This window comes from Microbacterium album (genome assembly GCF_014643695.1).
Taxonomy (GTDB): domain Bacteria; phylum Actinomycetota; class Actinomycetes; order Actinomycetales; family Microbacteriaceae; genus Microbacterium; species Microbacterium album.
This window is the reverse complement of sequence record NZ_BMJY01000003.1, coordinates 33,590-49,084: the sequence shown is the minus strand read 5'-3', so window position 1 is coordinate 49,084 and position 15,495 is coordinate 33,590. Positions and strand designations below refer to the sequence as shown.

The following is a 15,495-nucleotide window of genomic DNA, read 5'->3' as shown; positions in this document are numbered from 1 at the left end:
GGCTCCGGACGGATCCGGAGCCCCTCGGCGTGACGTTCTCGCTCGGCCTTACTCAGCGATGTGGGCGACGAGGAACCAGCGGTCCTTCTCGAGACCGGCCTTGATGCCGATCGCGACGTCCTGGCTCGTGAGGTCGATCTCGTCGAGGCCCTCGATGGCCGCGTCCAGGTCCGCGATGATGCGGTCGATGTCGGCCACGACCGCGCGGATCGTGTCGTCCGACCGCGAGAAGCCCGCGGCGACCGTGCTGCCCGCGGCCTTATCGGCGACGCTCGTCAGTCGCGCGTCGATCGGCAGGCCCAGGGCCACGATGCGCTCGGCGGCCTCGTCGGCCCAGTCGCGGGCGTGGTCCACGAGCGTGTCGAGGAACTCGTGCACGCCGATGAAGTTCTCGCCGCGCACGTGCCAGTGCGCCTGCTTGCCGTTGACGGTCAGGGCCTGAAGTCCCAGGACCACGGGGGTGAGGAACTGCGCGGCGCCGGCGGCGACCGTCGGGTCGCTCGCGGTGGTCGAGACGGTCTGGTTCTTGCTCATGACGTTCCTCCGAAACTGATGGCTGGAATGCCTCTCTGTACGACAACGCTACTCTTCCGTCCGCATTCCGCAAGCAAGCAAAGGCTCGGCTAAATTGCCGCTCACCTGGGGAAAGTGAGGCTTGCCATACCAGCGGAGCGGGCACGGGGATTGACGTCGCCGTAGAGTCGCGTTATGACCGTCTCGCCCCGTGCCTCGATCATCGTCCTCGGCGACGCCGAGCCCGCCATCCATCCGGACGCCTTCGTGGCGGACGGAGCGCGCGTCTCCGGCGCCGTCGTCCTGGGGGAGCGCGCGAGCGTCTGGTACAACGCGGTCGTGCGAGGCGACATCGCGCCGATCTCCGTCGGCGCCGGAAGCAACATCCAGGACAACGTGTCCGTCCACGTCGATGCCGCGCATCCCGTCGTGATCGGCGAGGGCGTGTCCGTGGGCCACAACGCGGTCGTGCACGGCTGCACGATCGGGGACGGCGCGCTCATCGGGATGGGTAGCGTCGTACTGTCGGGAGCCGTGATCGGTGCCGGAAGCCTCGTCGCGGGCGGCGCGGTCGTGCTCGAGGGCACCGAGATCCCGCCGCGCTCGCTCGTCGCGGGCGTTCCCGCCAAGGTGCGCCGCGAGCTGACGGACGAGGAGGTGGACCGCCTGCGCAGCAACGCCGAGCGGTACCTGGCGATCGCGGAGCGCCACGCCGACGCCACGCGCGGCTGACCGCCTCAGTGCGGCGGGAGGTCGCGCGCGAGATGCGCCGCCTCGGCGCGGTTGGTCGCGCCGAGCTTGCGCAGGATGGCGGAGACGTGCACGCTCGCGGTCTTGCCGCTGATGAACAGCCGCTCACCGATCTGGCGGTTGCTGAGGCCCGAGGCGACGAGCCCGAGCACCTGACGCTCGCGGTCGGTCAACTGGTCCGCGGCGCGACGTGAGGGGGCCTCGCGTCGGAGTCCCGCCGAACGCCCGAACGTCAGGGCCTGGTCGAGCACACCGCCCGTGCCGCGATCCCGCGCCTCGGCGATCGCGCGGTCGAGGCACGCGCGCGCCTCGGTGCGTTCGCCGTCCTCCAACAGCGTCTCGGCGAGCCGCAGCAACGCGTCGGGCCGTACCTGGACCGGAAGACGAGGGTCGTCTGCCACGGCGAGCGCTGCGCGCCGTGTGGACACGGACGGCGACAGCTCTGCCTCGATGAGCGGTGCCCACGCCTCGAGCGTGGGCCAGCCGCCGTCCCGGATGAGCTCGCGGAGGCGCCCGGCTGCGACCTCGCTCTCGGGGGACTCCCTCGCCGCCCGCGAGATCACGCGCGCCGCCGTCCACGCGAACGGCGGGACGTGCCCCGGATGCACGGGTTGAGGATCCTGTGCCAGCAGCAGTTGCGCCTCGCGCCACGCGCGGGCGGGATCGCCGAGCGCAAGCGAGACCTCTGCCGTGACGTGCGCGACCGTCACGCGCGACTGCAGCTCGAAGGCCGACGTCGAGGCGAACAGCGCGCGCCCGGAGGCGAGCGTCTCCGCCGCGCCGGGGGCGTCGCCCCGCAGCAGCTGGAGCCAGGCTCGATCGCGCACCAGGTAGGAGCGCCCCGTCGTCGCGAGCGCCATCGGCAGGTATCGCTCGAGCAGCGACTCCGCCTCTTCCCAGCGACCGAGCGCGAGCAGCGGATCGACGGTGTTGGAGGCGAGCACGATGCCGGACGTTCGGTCGGCTCCCAGCGTCCGGGCCGCGGCGAGCCCTTCCTCGGCGATGGCGAGCGCTCTCGGGTAGTCGCCCAGGTGCTGGGCGACGTCGGACGCGTTGACCCAGTAACGGAGGAGGGCGGGACCATCGGAACCCGCGATGTGTCGTGCACGTTCGAGCTCGTCCACCGCGCTGTCGACGCGGCCGAGGTGCGCATGGCAGATGGCGCCGATGTTCACGCCGACCGACTCGAGTCGGGCGCGCCCGATGCGGTGAGCGAGGGCGGCCCCCTCCCGGGCGAGTTCGAGCGCCTCGTGGTCCTCGCCGATGAGCGTCAGCCGCCCGGCCAGCGAGACCATCACGTCGGCACGGAGGCTCTCGAAGGCGACCGCGTCCTGCGCGGCGAGTGCGTCGACTGAGCCGGCTCGCGCTCGCGCAGCGAGCGCGTCGAGCGTCGCGAGCGCCTCCCGATAGGACTCGATCGAGCCGGGACGCGCGGCGATCGCGAGGCCGCGGGCCTGATTGTTCAGCAGCATCGCGTGGTCGAAGGTGCCGGGCGCGCATTCCCGCAACGCGGCCTCCAGGACACCGAGGCTGCGCTCGACGTCGCCGGCGTTGCGCAGGTACGTGGCGGTGCGACCCATGAGTTCGAGGCGGCCCATCCCGGCCGCGCGCTCGGGGTCGGGGACGACTTCCCAGAGCGAGAGCGCGCGCTCGGCGTGCTGCGCCGCCGACGCGTATCCGGTCGTGGCGCGGGCCTCCCGCATCGCGCGGACCCATGCCGGGAAGGCCCGCGCCGCGTCGCGCGCCCCCTCCCAGTGATGGGCGATCGCCGCGGCGACCCGAGCCCCGGCTTCGGCGCGCGCCTCGTACTCGACCGCGTAGCGTCCGTGGAGGCGTTCTCGCTCTCCGGGCAGCACGTCGTCGAGGATCGCCTCGCGCACGAGCGCGTGGCGGAACGAGTACCCGGTGGGGGTCGCAAGGATGACGGCGCCCGCCATCGCCTCTCGGAGGGCGTCCTCGAACTCGGACCGTTCGCCGTCCTCGGAGACGGCTGCGAGGAGGTCGTGCGCGACCTCGACCCCGCCGACGGCGAGGCGGCGCACGACGCGACGCGCCTCCTCCGACAGCCGCTCGTAGCGGACGAGCAGCAGCTCGCGCAGTCCGTCGGGGAGGGTGCCGGGCTCGTCGGCGCAGGCCTCGAGGGAGACCAGCTCCTCGATGTAGAACGGCACGCCGTCGCTGCGCGCCAGCAAGGCGTCGACGGCGGACTCGTCCGGTGCGTGGCTCAGGAGCTCGTGCATGAGGGCGCGCGTGGCGTGCCGATCGAGGCGTTCGAGCGCGACGCGCACGCAGCGCCGGTCACGGATCAGCTCGGTGACGAACCCGCGAGCGATGTGACCACGCCCGATGTCCTCGGTGCGGTACGTGACGATGATGAGCACGCGCGCCGCCGTGAGGGCGCGGCTGAGGAAACGGACCACGGCGAGGCTTGCGGGGTCCACCCAGTGCAGATCCTCGATCACGAGGACGACCGGCCTTTCCGCCGACACCGCCTCGAGAAGGAGCATGATCGCCTCGTGCAGGCCGCCGGCCGATGCATCGGACTGGGTCGCACCGCCGACAGCGAGCTCGGGGAGGCGTTGCAGCGCTGACCCCGCGTCTCCTGCCAGCCGGCGTACTTCGTCGTCGCCCAGCTCGCCCGTCAGCGCACGCAGCGCGCCGGCGATCGACGTGTAGGCCTGCCCCGCGCCGCCCATGTCGATGCAACGGCCGACCAGCACACGCGCATCTCCCGCGTGCCGTGCGACGAACTCGGTGAGCAAGCGGGTCTTCCCGATGCCGGCCTCGCCGGCGACCGCCACCGTGCGCGTCTCACCGCCGGTCACGACCCGCAGCGCGTCCGCCAACTGCGCCAGCTCGGCATCGCGCGCCACCATCGTCTGCGTCTGCCTGGTCACGGGTTCATCGTGCCACCGCCCTCCGACATCGGGGGCCGACGGCGTTCGCCGGGAGGTGCCGCTCACGCGCCGTGGCGCGCGATCATCCGGCGTGCGACGCGAGACACGCGCCGTTCCGTGCGCCCCGTGCCGCGCTCATCGAGGCGGCGCTCATCGAGGGCGCGCGCTCGAGCGATCGCCGCCTCCGCTTCCCGCACGTCCTGTTCGTACCGGCTCAACTGGATCGTCGGATCGATGTACATGTCCGTCCTTCCCTCGTGCCACCCACGCTGGCCTCTGAGGTGGGCACGGGGCATCGGAAGATCGCCCTATTCCGGTCGATCGGGCCCCTCAGACGTATTCGGCCCTCGCGATGGAGGATCTCCTCCGCAGTGCAGGACGCGCCGCGTCGGGCGCTCGGCGCGGAGTCGGCTAGACTCGAACGCGCTGCCCGGCAGTCCGGGGATGTAGCTCAATGGTAGAGCCCCAGTCTTCCAAACTGGTGGTGCGGGTTCGATTCCCGTCATCCCCTCCACGCGCCTCCGCACCGCCCCGTAAGTCCCGCCCGGCATCGTCGGCTAGACTTCACGGGGCCGTTTCGTGCTCCCATGAGGGATCCCCGGGGCGTAGCTCAGCTTGGTAGAGCGCCCGCTTTGGGAGCGGGAGGCCGCAGGTTCAAATCCTGTCGCCCCGACACACGGCCACACAGACCTAATCACGTAAGGCCTTCAACCACGCAAGGACATCATCCCGCCGCGCGGCTTGCACGCGGGAACCGTCACCGAGGAGAACGAACCCCTATGGTCAACAGCACCGTCGAGAAGCTCAGCCCGACCCGGGTGAAGCTGCACATCACGGTCAGCCCTGACGAGCTCAAGCCGAGCATCCAGCACGCGTACGAGCACATCGCTCAGGACGTGCAGGTCCCCGGCTTCCGCAAGGGCAAGGTTCCGGCTCCGATCATCGACCAGCGCATCGGTCGCGCTGCCGTTCTCGAGCACGCGGTCAACGAGGGCCTGGACGGCTTCTTCCGCGAGGCCGTCGCCGCGCACGAGGTGAAGCTGCTCGGACGCCCGTCGGCCGACATCGTCGAGCTGCCCAGTGAGAAGGACTTCTCGGGCGACCTGGTCGTCGACGTCGAGGTCGACGTCCGCCCCGACTTCGAGCTGCCCGACTACGAGAGCCTCACGATCACGGTCGACGCGACCGAGGTCGACGACGCGCAGCTCGACGAGGAGCTGGACCGCCTGCGTTCGCGCTTCGGCACGCTCGTGACGGTGGACCGCCCGGCGGCGAAGGGCGACTTCGTCGAGCTCGACCTGGTCGCCACGATCGACGGTCAGGAGATCGACCGGGCCGAGGGCGTCTCGTACGAGGTCGGCTCGGGCGAGCTGCTGCAGGGCATCGATGAGGCCATCGATTCGCTCACGGCGGGGGAGGACACCACGTTCCGCTCCACGCTGGTCGGCGGCGACCACGCCGGCGAGGAGGCCGAGGTCGCCGTCACCGTCAAGGCCGTCAAGGAGCGCGAGCTGCCCGAGGCCGACGACGACTTCGCCCAGATGGCCAGCGAGTTCGACACGATCGCCGAGCTGCGCGAGAGCCTGCGCGAGCAGGTCGAGTCGCGCGGCGCCTTCTCCCAGGGGTCGGCCGCGCGCGACAAGCTCGTCGAGACGCTGCTCGAGCAGGTGGACATCCCCGTGCCGGCGCAGCTGATCGAGGACGAGGTGAACCAGCACCTCGAGCAGGAGAGCCGCCTCGAGGACGACGAGCACCGCGCCGAGGTCACCGCGGCCAGCGAGAAGCAGTTCCGCACGCAGATGCTGCTCGACGAGCTCGCCCAGAAGCTCGAGGTGCAGGTCTCGCAGGACGAGCTGACCCAGTACCTCATCCAGATGTCCAGCCAGTACGGCATGGCGCCGCAGCAGTTCGTCGAGGCGCTGCAGCAGGGCAACCAGCTGCAGGCGGTCGTCGCCGACGTGGCCCGCAACAAGGCGCTCGCGCTCGTGCTCGGCAAGGTCACGGTCGTCGACACGAACGGCAAGCCGGTCGACCTCTCGGGCTTCGCCGCGACGGCCGAGGACACGCAGGCGGACTCCGCGGAGGAGAGCGACGCCGAGAAGTCCGAGTGACCTCTCGCTGAGATGCCGCGAAGGGCGGGTGCTCCGGCACCCGCCCTTCGCGCGTCCGTTACGGCCGGATGATGGCGCCGGAGCGCGCCGGGATGCCGTCCGCCTCTGCGCCGAACGGGCGCGTCGAGAACAGCACCTCGCGGGGCGGCTCGATCGCCAGCGGCACGTCTGCGAGGTTGACCACGATCTCCAGCGCGCCGCGCCGCAGGCGGATCCACTTCGGGTCCTCGCTCCACTGCGCCGACAGGCGGTCGAAGCGCGGGTCGGACAGGTCGGGCTCGCGGCGTCGGAGGGCGATGAGCTCTCGGTGCACGGACAGCAGGCGGGTGTGCCGCGACTCGTCCTCGGCCTGCGGGTACGGCTCGGCCCAGTCGAGCTTCGAGCGGTGGAACGTCTCGGGATCCTGCGGGTCCGGCACCACATCGGGATCCCACCCCATGCGCTCGAATTCCGCGATCCTGCCCTTCGCGGTGGCCTCGCCCAGCTCGGGCTCCGGGTGCGCCGTGAAGAACTGCCACGGGGTGGACGCGCCCCACTCCTCGCCCATGAACAGCATGGGGGTGAACGGCGACGCCAGCGCCAGCAGCGCCGCGACGGCGAGCAGATCCTCGTCGAGGGATTGCGACAGCCGGTCGCCCGTCGCACGGTTGCCGATCTGGTCGTGGTCCTGCGCGTACGTCACCAGGCGCCAGGTCGGGGTGGCCGGATCGATCGGGTGGCCGTGGTTCCGCTCCCGGAAGGAAGACCACGTGCCGTCGTGGAAGAACCCTCGCGTCCCGGCCTTGGCGAGAGCCTCGATCGGCTCGAAGTCGGCGTAGTAGCCGCTCGTCTCGCCCGTGAGCGCGACGTGCACGGCGTGGTGGTAGTCGTCGCTCCACTGCGCGTGCACGCCGTAGCCGCCGCCCTCGCGCGGGGTGATGAGCTTCGGGTCGTTCATGTCCGACTCGGCGATGAGCGTGAGCGGCCGCCGGAGGTGCGCGCTGAGCGCGTCGACCCGCTCGGCGAGTTCCTGCAGGATGTGCGCCTCGCCACGCCGGTCATGCTCGTCGTCGACCAGCGCGTGCACCGCGTCGAGCCGGAGGCCGTCCACGTGGAAGTCCCGCAGCCACATCAGCGCGTTGTCGGTGATGTAGTCCCGCACCTCGCGCCGCGCGAGGTCGATCGAGGCGCCCCAGGTGTTGGCGCTGTCCTCGCGCAGGTAGGGGGCGAAGCGCGGCAGGTAGTTGCCGCTCGGCCCCAGGTGGTTGTAGACCACGTCCTGGATCACCGCGAGCCCGGCCGCGTGGCACGCGTCGACGAAGCGCTGATACGCCTCCGGTCCGCCGTAGGTCTCCGACACGGCGTACCAGAGGACGCCGTCGTAGCCCCAGTTCCATGCCCCGTTGAAGGAGTTGACGGGCAGCAGCTCGACGAAGTCGATGCCCAGATCCACGAGGTGCGGCAGGCGCGCGATGGCGGCGTCGAGCGTGCCCTCCGGCGTGAACGTGCCCACGTGCAGCTCATAGATGACGCCGCCCGCGAGCTGGCGTCCCGTCCACGACGCGTCGGTCCAGGCGAAGGCGAGGTCGTGCACGCGGCTCAGCGCATGCACGCCGTCGGGCTGTCGGATCGAACGCGGGTCGGGCAGGGGCGTGGGGTCGTCGTCGAGGAGGTAGCCGTAGTCCTGGCCTGCGAGCGCCGGGACGTCCGCGCGCCACCACCCCTCGTCGTCGCGGCGCATCTCGTGCGGCTGTCCGTCGAGCAGCAGTCCCACCCGCGACGGGCGCGGCGCCCAGACCTCGAAGCTCACGCTGACCCCTTCTCTTCCGTTCTCTTCTCCGCTCTCAGCAGAAGCGCGACCGGATAGCGGCTCAGCAGCCGTCCCAGGAGCAGCTCGCCGCCCTCGACGGCCTCACCGCCGATGGCGTCGATGTAGCGTCCCGGCGGCGTGAGCACGCGTGTGTCGTTCCAGCCGCCGCGGCGCGACAGGCCGATGGGCAGGCGTGTGGCCACGGCGACCGCGCCCCCGCGGTCGAAGGCGATCGCATGCGCGGATGCGTGCCCCACGACGGGCAGGCCGGCGTACCGCGTGAACAGCTCGGGGCGGTCCCGGCGCGCGCGCAGCACGCGCGACGTCACGAGCAGCTTGGCAGCGGCCGACTCGTCCGGGGGAGGCAGCTCGCCGCCGTCGATGCGCTCGAGCAGGCGCCGCCGTTCGTCGAAGTCGACCGGCAGGCGGTTGTCCGGATCCACGAGCGAGCGGTTCCACAGCTCCGAGCCCTGGTAGACGTCCGGCACGCCCGGAGCGGCGAGCTGGAGCAGTTTCGCCGACAGGGCGTTGATCCAGCCTGCCTCGCGCACGAACTCCACGCACTCCTCGACGGCCGCACGAGCGGTCTCGTCGTCGAAGGCCGCGTCGACCAGGGCGTGCAACCGCTCCTCGAACGCCTCGTCCGGGTCGGTCCAGGACGTCCCGGTCGCCGCCTCGCGCGCCGCCTTCTCCGCGTAGGCGTGGGCGCGCTCGCGCGACAGCGGCCACGCGCCGATGAACGACGCCCACAGCAGCGATTCGAGGGGGCCGTCGCCGAGCGGCGCACGCCCCCGCAGCGTGGCGAGGGTGCTGCGCCACAGCTGCGGCACCTCGGAGAGCGCGTCGATGCGGGCGCGCGTGTCCTCGCCGCGCTTGGTGTCGTGCGTGGACAGGGTCGTCATCGACAGCGGCGTGCGGGCCTGCCGCAGCATCTGGCGGCGATGGAACTCGTCCACGTCGATCGCGAACTCCGACGGGTCCCCGCCCACCTCGTTGAGCGACGCGAGCCGCCCGTAGCGGTAGAAGGCGGTGTCCTCGACGCCCTTGGCCATGACCGCACCCGACGTCTGCTGGAAGCGGATCGCGGCGGGATGCGCGGGATCGGCGAGGTACGGGAGCACCCGGTCGATCGCCGCGGCGAGCTCCGGACGCCTCCGTCGGGCGTGCGTCGCGGCTTCGTGCAGGTGCTCGATCCCCGCGGGCAGGTAGGAGCGGTACACGGGAAAGCACGCCAGCAGCTCGCGGAGAGCGTCTTCGACCGCGTCCGTCGCCGGCAGCAGGCGGGCGAGGCGCGCGACCTCGGCGCGCAGCAGCGTCCTGGCGACCGCGCTCTTGCCCTCGTGGACGAGCGCTCCCCAGTCCGCCGGGCCGCCGCGCAGCTCGGCCTCGAGGTCGTCGAGCACGGGCTCGGCGGCCGGGTCGATCAGCACGCGATCGATGTCCCCGAGCGCGTCGTACCCCGTCGTGCCGGCGGTGGCCCAGTGCGGCGGGAGCTCCTCGCCGTGCTCCAGGATCTTCTCCACCAGCACGTACGCCCCGCCAGTCTCCTCCGAGAGCCGCGCGAGGTAGCCGCCCGGATCCGCGAGCCCGTCGGGGTGATCGATTCGAAGTCCGTCGACGAGCCCCGCGCGGACCCACCGCAGGACCTCGGCATGGGACTCGTCGAAGACGCGGGGATCCTCGACGCGCAGGCCCGCGAGCGTCGTCACGGCGAAGAAGCGACGGAAGTTCAGTTCCGCGTCGCCGCGCCGCCAGTGCACGAGCTCATAGTGCTGGCGCGCGTGCACCTCGGCGGGGGTTGCGCCGTCGTCCGCCGTCCCCGGCGCCAGCGGGAAGCGGTGCTCCCAGTAGCGCAGCGTCCCGTCCTCGATGCGCAGCTCCGGATCGTCCTCGCCGAGCACCGGCAGCCGGATGCGGCCGCCGCCGGCGTCCCAGTCGATGTCGAACGCGTCGGCGTAGCGCGACTCGCGTCCGTGCGTCAGCAGGTCCCACCACCAGGGGTTGTGGGCGGGCGTCGCGACTCCCATGTGGTTGGGGACGATGTCCACGAGGACGGCCAGCCCGGCCGCGTGGGCGGCGTCTGCGAGCCGAGCCAGCGCGTCCGGACCGCCGCGGTCCGGGTCGACCGCGCTCGGATCGGTCACGTCGTAGCCGTGTGCCGAGCCCGGCTCGCTCGTGAGGATCGGGGACAGGTAGACGGCGTCGGCGCCGAGCGCGGCGATGTAGTCGATGAGCGCGGTTGCGGCGTCGAGGTCGAACTCGCGCCGGATCTGCAGGCGGTAGGTGGACCGCGGCGTCCTGCTCACGAGCGCGGCTCCCGGGGTGCGTCGGAGCCGGAGCCGTGGAGGCGCACGGATGCCGCGGGCGAGTACTCCGGCGGGGGCTCCGGCTCGCGGTACTCCCGCAGCACCAGCACGGACCGCGCCGGGGCCTCCAGGGGCGTGCCGGACTCGCGGGGCGCGGGATCCGCGCCGTCGGCGGTGTTGAGCACGACCTCCCATGCGGTGCAGAACTCGTCCGCCGGGAGCGTGAACTCGACCGGCTCGGAGTGCGCGTTGAAGCACACGAGGAAGTGCCGGTCGACGATCCGCTCCCCGCGCGGCCCGCGTTCGCGGATGCCCTGCCCGTTCAGGAACACCCCGAGCGAGCGGGCGTAGCTCGTCTGCCAGTCGTCGGGCCCCATGGGCGATCCGTCCGGCGTGAACCAGGCGATGTCCGGGAGCGGGTCGCCCTCCCCGCGGCGTACGGGGCGGCCGTCGAAGTAGCCGCCACGGCGGAACGTGGGATGCTCGCGGCGCAGGCGGCTCACGCGCGCGGTGAACTCGATGAGCGGGTCGTCCGCCGCATCCCAGTGCACCCATGTGAGGGGGGAGTCCTGCGCGTACCCGTTGTTGTTCCCCGCCTGGGTGCGGCCCAGCTCATCCCCGTGCAGGATCATCGGCACGCCCTGGGACAGCAGCAGCGTCGCCAGCAGGTTGCGCTGCTGCCGTGCCCGCGCCTCGAGGATGTCCGGATCGTCCGTCGGCCCCTCGACGCCGAGGTTGTACGAGCGGTTGTGCGATTCCCCGTCGCGGTTGTCCTCGCCGTTGGCGTCGTTGTGCTTCTCGTTGTACGAGACGAGATCGCGCAGCGTGAACCCGTCGTGCGCCGTCACGAAGTTGATCGACGCGATCGGCCGCCGGGCGGAGTTCTCGTACAGGTCGGCCGAACCCGTGAAGCGGGACGCGAACTCGCCGAGCGTCGCGGGCTCGCCCCGCCAGAAGTCGCGCACCGTGTCGCGGTACTTGCCGTTCCACTCGGTCCACTGCGGCGGGAAGTTGCCGACCTGGTAGCCGCCGGGGCCGACGTCCCACGGCTCGGCGATGAGCTTCACCTGGGACACCACGGGATCCTGCTGCACGAGGTCGAAGAAGCTCGAGAGCCGGTCGACCTCGTAGAACTCGCGCGCCAGCGCGGAGGCGAGGTCGAACCGGAAGCCGTCGACGTGCATCTCCAGGACCCAGTAGCGCAGGGAGTCCATGATGAGCTGCAGCGCGTGCGGGTTGCGCACGTTGAGGGTGTTGCCCGTGCCCGTGTAGTCCATGTAGTACTGCGGGTCGTCCTCGACCAGACGGTAATACGCGGCGTTGTCGATGCCCTTGAACGACAGCGTCGGACCCAGGTGGTTGCCCTCCGCGGTGTGGTTGTAGACCACGTCCAGGATCACCTCGATGCCCGCCGCGTGCAGCGTGCGCACCATGGCCTTGAACTCCTGCACCTGCTCGCCGACGTCGCCGCTGGAGGAGTACTCGGCGTGAGGGGCGAAGAACCCCAGGGTGTTGTAGCCCCAGTAGTTGCGCAGGCCCTTCTCCAGCAGCACGCTGTCGTGCACGAACTGGTGCACGGGCATGAGCTCGATCGCGGTGACCCCCAGCCGGCGCAGGTGGGCGATGACCGCGGGGTGCGCGATGCCGGCGTACGTGCCCCGCAGCTCCTCCGGGACGTCCGGGTGCAGCGCCGTGAGGCCCTTGACGTGCGCCTCGTAGATGACGGTCCGGCTGTACGGCGTCGCCGGGGGTCGGTCGCCCCGCCAGTCGAAGTAGGGGTTGATCACGACCCCCCGCATCGTGTGCGCCGCCGAGTCGTCCTCGTTCCGCACGGACGGATCCGTGAAGTCGTGGTCGAAGAGGGACGGATCCCAGTCGATCGTCCCCGACATCGCCTTGGCGTACGGATCGAGCAGCAGCTTCGACGGATCGCACCTCTGGCCCGTCGAGGGATCGAAGGGCCCGTGCACGCGGTAGCCGTAGCGCTGCCCGGGCGCCACCTCGGGGAGGTACGCGTGCCACACGTACCCGTCCACCTCGATGAGCGGCACGCGCGTCTCGCGGTCCTGCTCGTCGAACAGGCAGAGCTCGACGCGCTCGGCGAGCTCGCTGTACAGCGCGAAGTTGGTGCCGTCGCCGTCGTACGTCGCTCCCAGCGGATAGGGCCGTCCGGGCCACGTCTCCATGCAGACCTCCTCGGGGTCGCTTTGACGGTAGCCCCCGCGGACATCCGCTGGAAGGGCTTGCCGCGAACGCACTCCAGCGGGTACGGATGCGCGGCCCGCGGCGCGACGTATGCCCACGGCGAACACGCGCCGGGGGCGACGAAGGCCGCCGGTAGGGTCGTAACGACGCACCACCGAATGGAGTGAGAATGCCCGAACCGCTGATGGCACAGAGTGTCTTCGACCGGCTGCTGAAGGATCGCATCATCTGGCTTGGCTCGGAGGTGCGCGACGAGAACGCGAACGAGATCTGCGCCAAGATCCTGCTGCTGGCCGCCGAGGACTCGCAGAAGGACATCTACCTCTACATCAACTCGCCCGGCGGTTCGATCACGGCGGGCATGGCGATCTACGACACGATGCAGTTCGTGCCCAACGACATCGTCACGGTGGGCATCGGCATGGCGGCCTCGATGGGGCAGCTGCTGCTCACGAGCGGCACGAAGGGCAAGCGGTACATCACGCCCAACGCGCGGGTCCTGCTGCACCAGCCGCACGGCGGCTTCGGGGGCACGGCGAGCGACATCCAGACGCAGGCGCAGCTCATCCTCGACATGAAGCGCCGTCTCGCGGAGATCACCGCCGCGCAGACGGGCAAGAGCGTCGAGCAGATCAACGAGGACGGCGACCGCGACCGCTGGTTCTCGGCCGAGGAGGCCCTCGCGTACGGCTTCGTCGACCACATCCGCGAGCACGCCGTCGACGTGACCGGCGCGGGCGGCACCGACCGCGACGCGAACTGAGCGCCGAGCAGCTGAGCACAGAGAAGGACGTATCGAAGATGCACACCCCCTACACCGGCGCCGTCTCGCCCCAGGGCCTGCAGATGCCCGGCAGCCGCTACATCCTGCCCCAGTTCGAGGAGCGCACGGCCTACGGCTACAAGCGCCAGGACCCCTACAACAAGCTGTTCGAGGACCGCGTCATCTTCCTCGGCGTGCAGGTGGACGACGCGTCGGCCGACGACGTCATGGCCCAGCTGCTCGTGCTGGAGAGCCAGGACCCCGACCGCGACATCATCATGTACATCAACTCGCCGGGCGGGTCGTTCACGGCCATGACGGCGATCTACGACACGATGCAGTACATCTCTCCCCAGATCCAGACCGTCGTGCTGGGTCAGGCCGCGTCCGCGGCGGCCGTGCTGCTCGCGGCGGGCGCACCCGGCAAGCGCCTCGCGCTGCCCAACGCGCGCATCCTGATCCACCAGCCCGCCGTCGGCGAGGCGGGTCACGGGCAGGCGTCGGACATCGAGATCCAGGCGGCCGAGATCATGCGCATGCGCACGTGGCTCGAGGAGACGCTGGCGAAGCACTCCCACCGCTCGGTCGAAGAGGTGCACCGCGACATCGACCGCGACAAGATCCTGGGCGCCAAGGAGGCCGTGGAGTACGGCCTCGTCGACCAGGTGCTCACGACCCGCAAGCGCACGCCGGCCGCGAAGTGACGCGCCGACGGTGACGTCGAGGATGCCCCGGTCGCGCGGTCGCGCGCCGGGGCATCCTCGCGTCGTCGTGACCGGACCGTCATCGAATCCGGCGTGTGGGGCGTCCCCGGCGTCGGTGGCAGCGGTTAGGCTCAAGAAGACTCGAAGCCAGATCCGCGGGGAGGACTCACATGGCTCGCATCGGTGAGAGCGCCGACCTGTTCAAGTGCTCCTTCTGTGGAAAGAGCCAGAAGCAGGTGCAGCAGCTGATCGCCGGCCCCGGCGTGTACATCTGCGACGAGTGCGTCGAGCTGTGCAACGAGATCATCGAAGAGCGCATGGCGGAGTCGCAGGGCGGGGGAGAGGTCAGCGAGTTCGACCTGCCCAAGCCGCGCGAGATCTTCCAGTTCCTGGACGAGTACGTCGTCGGCCAGGTGCAGGCCAAGCGCGCCCTGTCGGTCGCGGTGTACAACCACTACAAGCGCGTGCGTGCGCGCAACCAGCTGCAGCCCGCGGACCAGAAGGCCGAGGATGTCGAGGTCGCCAAGAGCAACATCCTGATGCTCGGCCCGACCGGGTGCGGCAAGACCTACCTCGCGCAGACGCTCGCCAAGCGCCTGAACGTGCCGTTCGCGGTCGCCGATGCGACCGCGCTGACGGAAGCGGGCTACGTCGGCGAGGACGTCGAGAACATCCTGCTGAAGCTGCTGCAGGCCGCGGACTTCGACGTCAAGCGCGCCGAGACCGGCATCATCTACATCGACGAGGTCGACAAGATCGCCCGTAAGGCCGAGAACCCCTCGATCACGCGCGATGTCTCCGGTGAGGGCGTGCAGCAGGCCCTGCTGAAGATCCTCGAGGGCACGGTCGCCTCCGTGCCGCCGCAGGGCGGGCGCAAGCACCCGCACCAGGAGTTCATCCAGATCGACACGACGAACGTGCTGTTCATCGTCGCGGGTGCGTTCGCCGGGCTCGAGGACATCATCTCGTCCCGCGTCGGCAAGCACGGGGTGGGCTTCGGTGCCCCGCTGCACGACAAGAGCGACGACAGCGCGCTGTTCAGCGAGGTGCTGCCGGAAGACCTCCACAAGTTCGGCCTGATCCCGGAGTTCATCGGTCGCCTGCCGGTGGTCGCCTCGGTGAACCCGCTCGACCAGGACGCGCTGATGGAGATCCTGACCGTGCCGCGCAACGCCCTGGTGAAGCAGTACCAGCGGATGTTCGAGCTCGACGGCGTTCAGCTCGAGTTCGAGGACGACGCGCTGCGGGCGATCGCGGATCTCGCGGTCGCGCGCAAGACCGGAGCGCGCGGGCTGCGCGCGATCCTCGAGGACGTGCTCGGACCGATCATGTTCGAGATCCCGTCGGCCGACGACGTTGCGAAGGTGATCGTCACGCGCGCCGCCGTCGAGGACGGCGCCGAGCCGACCCTGGTGCTGGCCCAGAAGAAGAAGAGCGCGTAGGCGTCGGCGCGGGGA

11 protein-coding genes and 2 tRNA genes are annotated in these 15,495 nt (G+C 70.8%); 7 read left to right on the top strand and 6 right to left on the bottom strand.

Going from position 1 to position 15,495, the window contains the following annotated elements:
• Window positions 1–48: 48 nt before the first annotated feature.
• A complete protein-coding gene (locus IEX37_RS04995; RefSeq protein ID WP_188755162.1) occupies window positions 49–534 on the bottom strand; it encodes a Dps family protein in 486 nt (161 codons plus the stop codon).
• 174 nt (window positions 535–708) lie between these two features.
• On the opposite strand from IEX37_RS04995, the gene IEX37_RS04990 reads away from it, so the two are divergent.
• Window positions 709–1,245 (top strand): gamma carbonic anhydrase family protein, encoded by a 537-nt coding sequence (locus tag IEX37_RS04990; RefSeq protein ID WP_188755161.1) that lies wholly within the window; start codon window positions 709–711, stop codon window positions 1,243–1,245.
• Between the two features lie 5 nt (window positions 1,246–1,250).
• On the opposite strand, the gene IEX37_RS16090 is transcribed toward IEX37_RS04990, so the two are convergent.
• Complete coding sequence (locus tag IEX37_RS16090; protein ID WP_188755160.1) at window positions 1,251–4,160, bottom strand: helix-turn-helix transcriptional regulator; 2,910 nt, start codon at window positions 4,158–4,160, stop codon at window positions 1,251–1,253.
• 62 nt (window positions 4,161–4,222) lie between these two features.
• Window positions 4,223–4,402 carry a hypothetical protein gene (locus IEX37_RS04980; protein ID WP_188755159.1) on the bottom strand — a complete coding sequence of 60 codons (180 nt, stop codon included), beginning with the start codon at window positions 4,400–4,402 and terminating at the stop codon, window positions 4,223–4,225.
• Between the two features lie 198 nt (window positions 4,403–4,600).
• On the opposite strand from IEX37_RS04980, the gene IEX37_RS04975 reads away from it, so the two are divergent.
• The 3 genes from IEX37_RS04975 (at window position 4,601) to tig (ending at window position 6,271) form a co-directional block, all read left to right on the top strand.
• Window positions 4,601–4,674 (top strand) — tRNA-Gly (locus IEX37_RS04975).
• Between the two features lie 85 nt (window positions 4,675–4,759).
• Window positions 4,760–4,833: transfer RNA gene (locus IEX37_RS04970), tRNA-Pro, on the top strand.
• A 106-nt stretch (window positions 4,834–4,939) separates the two neighbouring features.
• Entirely contained in the window at window positions 4,940–6,271 is a 1,332-nt protein-coding gene (gene tig / locus IEX37_RS04965) for a trigger factor (RefSeq protein ID WP_188755158.1), read from the top strand.
• A 58-nt stretch (window positions 6,272–6,329) separates the two neighbouring features.
• Here tig and treZ read toward each other — a convergent pair whose 3' ends face one another.
• Genes treZ through glgX form a run of 3 tightly spaced genes read right to left on the bottom strand, consistent with a single transcriptional unit; the run spans window position 6,330 to window position 12,552 of the window.
• Window positions 6,330–8,060 (bottom strand): malto-oligosyltrehalose trehalohydrolase, encoded by a 1,731-nt coding sequence (gene treZ / locus IEX37_RS04960; protein ID WP_188755157.1) that lies wholly within the window; start codon window positions 8,058–8,060, stop codon window positions 6,330–6,332.
• Window positions 8,057–10,366, bottom strand: a complete 2,310-nt coding sequence (treY, locus tag IEX37_RS04955) for a malto-oligosyltrehalose synthase (RefSeq protein WP_188755156.1) — start codon at window positions 10,364–10,366, stop codon at window positions 8,057–8,059. Before treY ends, treZ begins: the two co-directional genes overlap by 4 nt.
• Window positions 10,363–12,552 carry a glycogen debranching protein GlgX gene (glgX, locus tag IEX37_RS04950; RefSeq protein ID WP_188755155.1) on the bottom strand — a complete coding sequence of 730 codons (2,190 nt, stop codon included), beginning with the start codon at window positions 12,550–12,552 and terminating at the stop codon, window positions 10,363–10,365. Before glgX ends, treY begins: the two co-directional genes overlap by 4 nt.
• 188 nt (window positions 12,553–12,740) lie before the next feature.
• Between glgX and IEX37_RS04945 the strand changes: the two genes are divergently transcribed.
• From IEX37_RS04945 to clpX, 3 genes are all read left to right on the top strand, one after another.
• Window positions 12,741–13,334 (top strand): ATP-dependent Clp protease proteolytic subunit, encoded by a 594-nt coding sequence (locus IEX37_RS04945; protein ID WP_188755154.1) that lies wholly within the window; start codon window positions 12,741–12,743, stop codon window positions 13,332–13,334.
• 38 nt (window positions 13,335–13,372) lie between these two features.
• A complete protein-coding gene (locus tag IEX37_RS04940; protein ID WP_188755153.1) occupies window positions 13,373–14,038 on the top strand; it encodes an ATP-dependent Clp protease proteolytic subunit in 666 nt (221 codons plus the stop codon).
• A gap of 170 nt (window positions 14,039–14,208) precedes the next feature.
• Window positions 14,209–15,480, top strand: coding sequence for an ATP-dependent Clp protease ATP-binding subunit ClpX (gene clpX, locus IEX37_RS04935; RefSeq protein ID WP_188755152.1), 1,272 nt, complete (start codon window positions 14,209–14,211; stop codon window positions 15,478–15,480).
• Window positions 15,481–15,495: the final 15 nt, after the last annotated feature.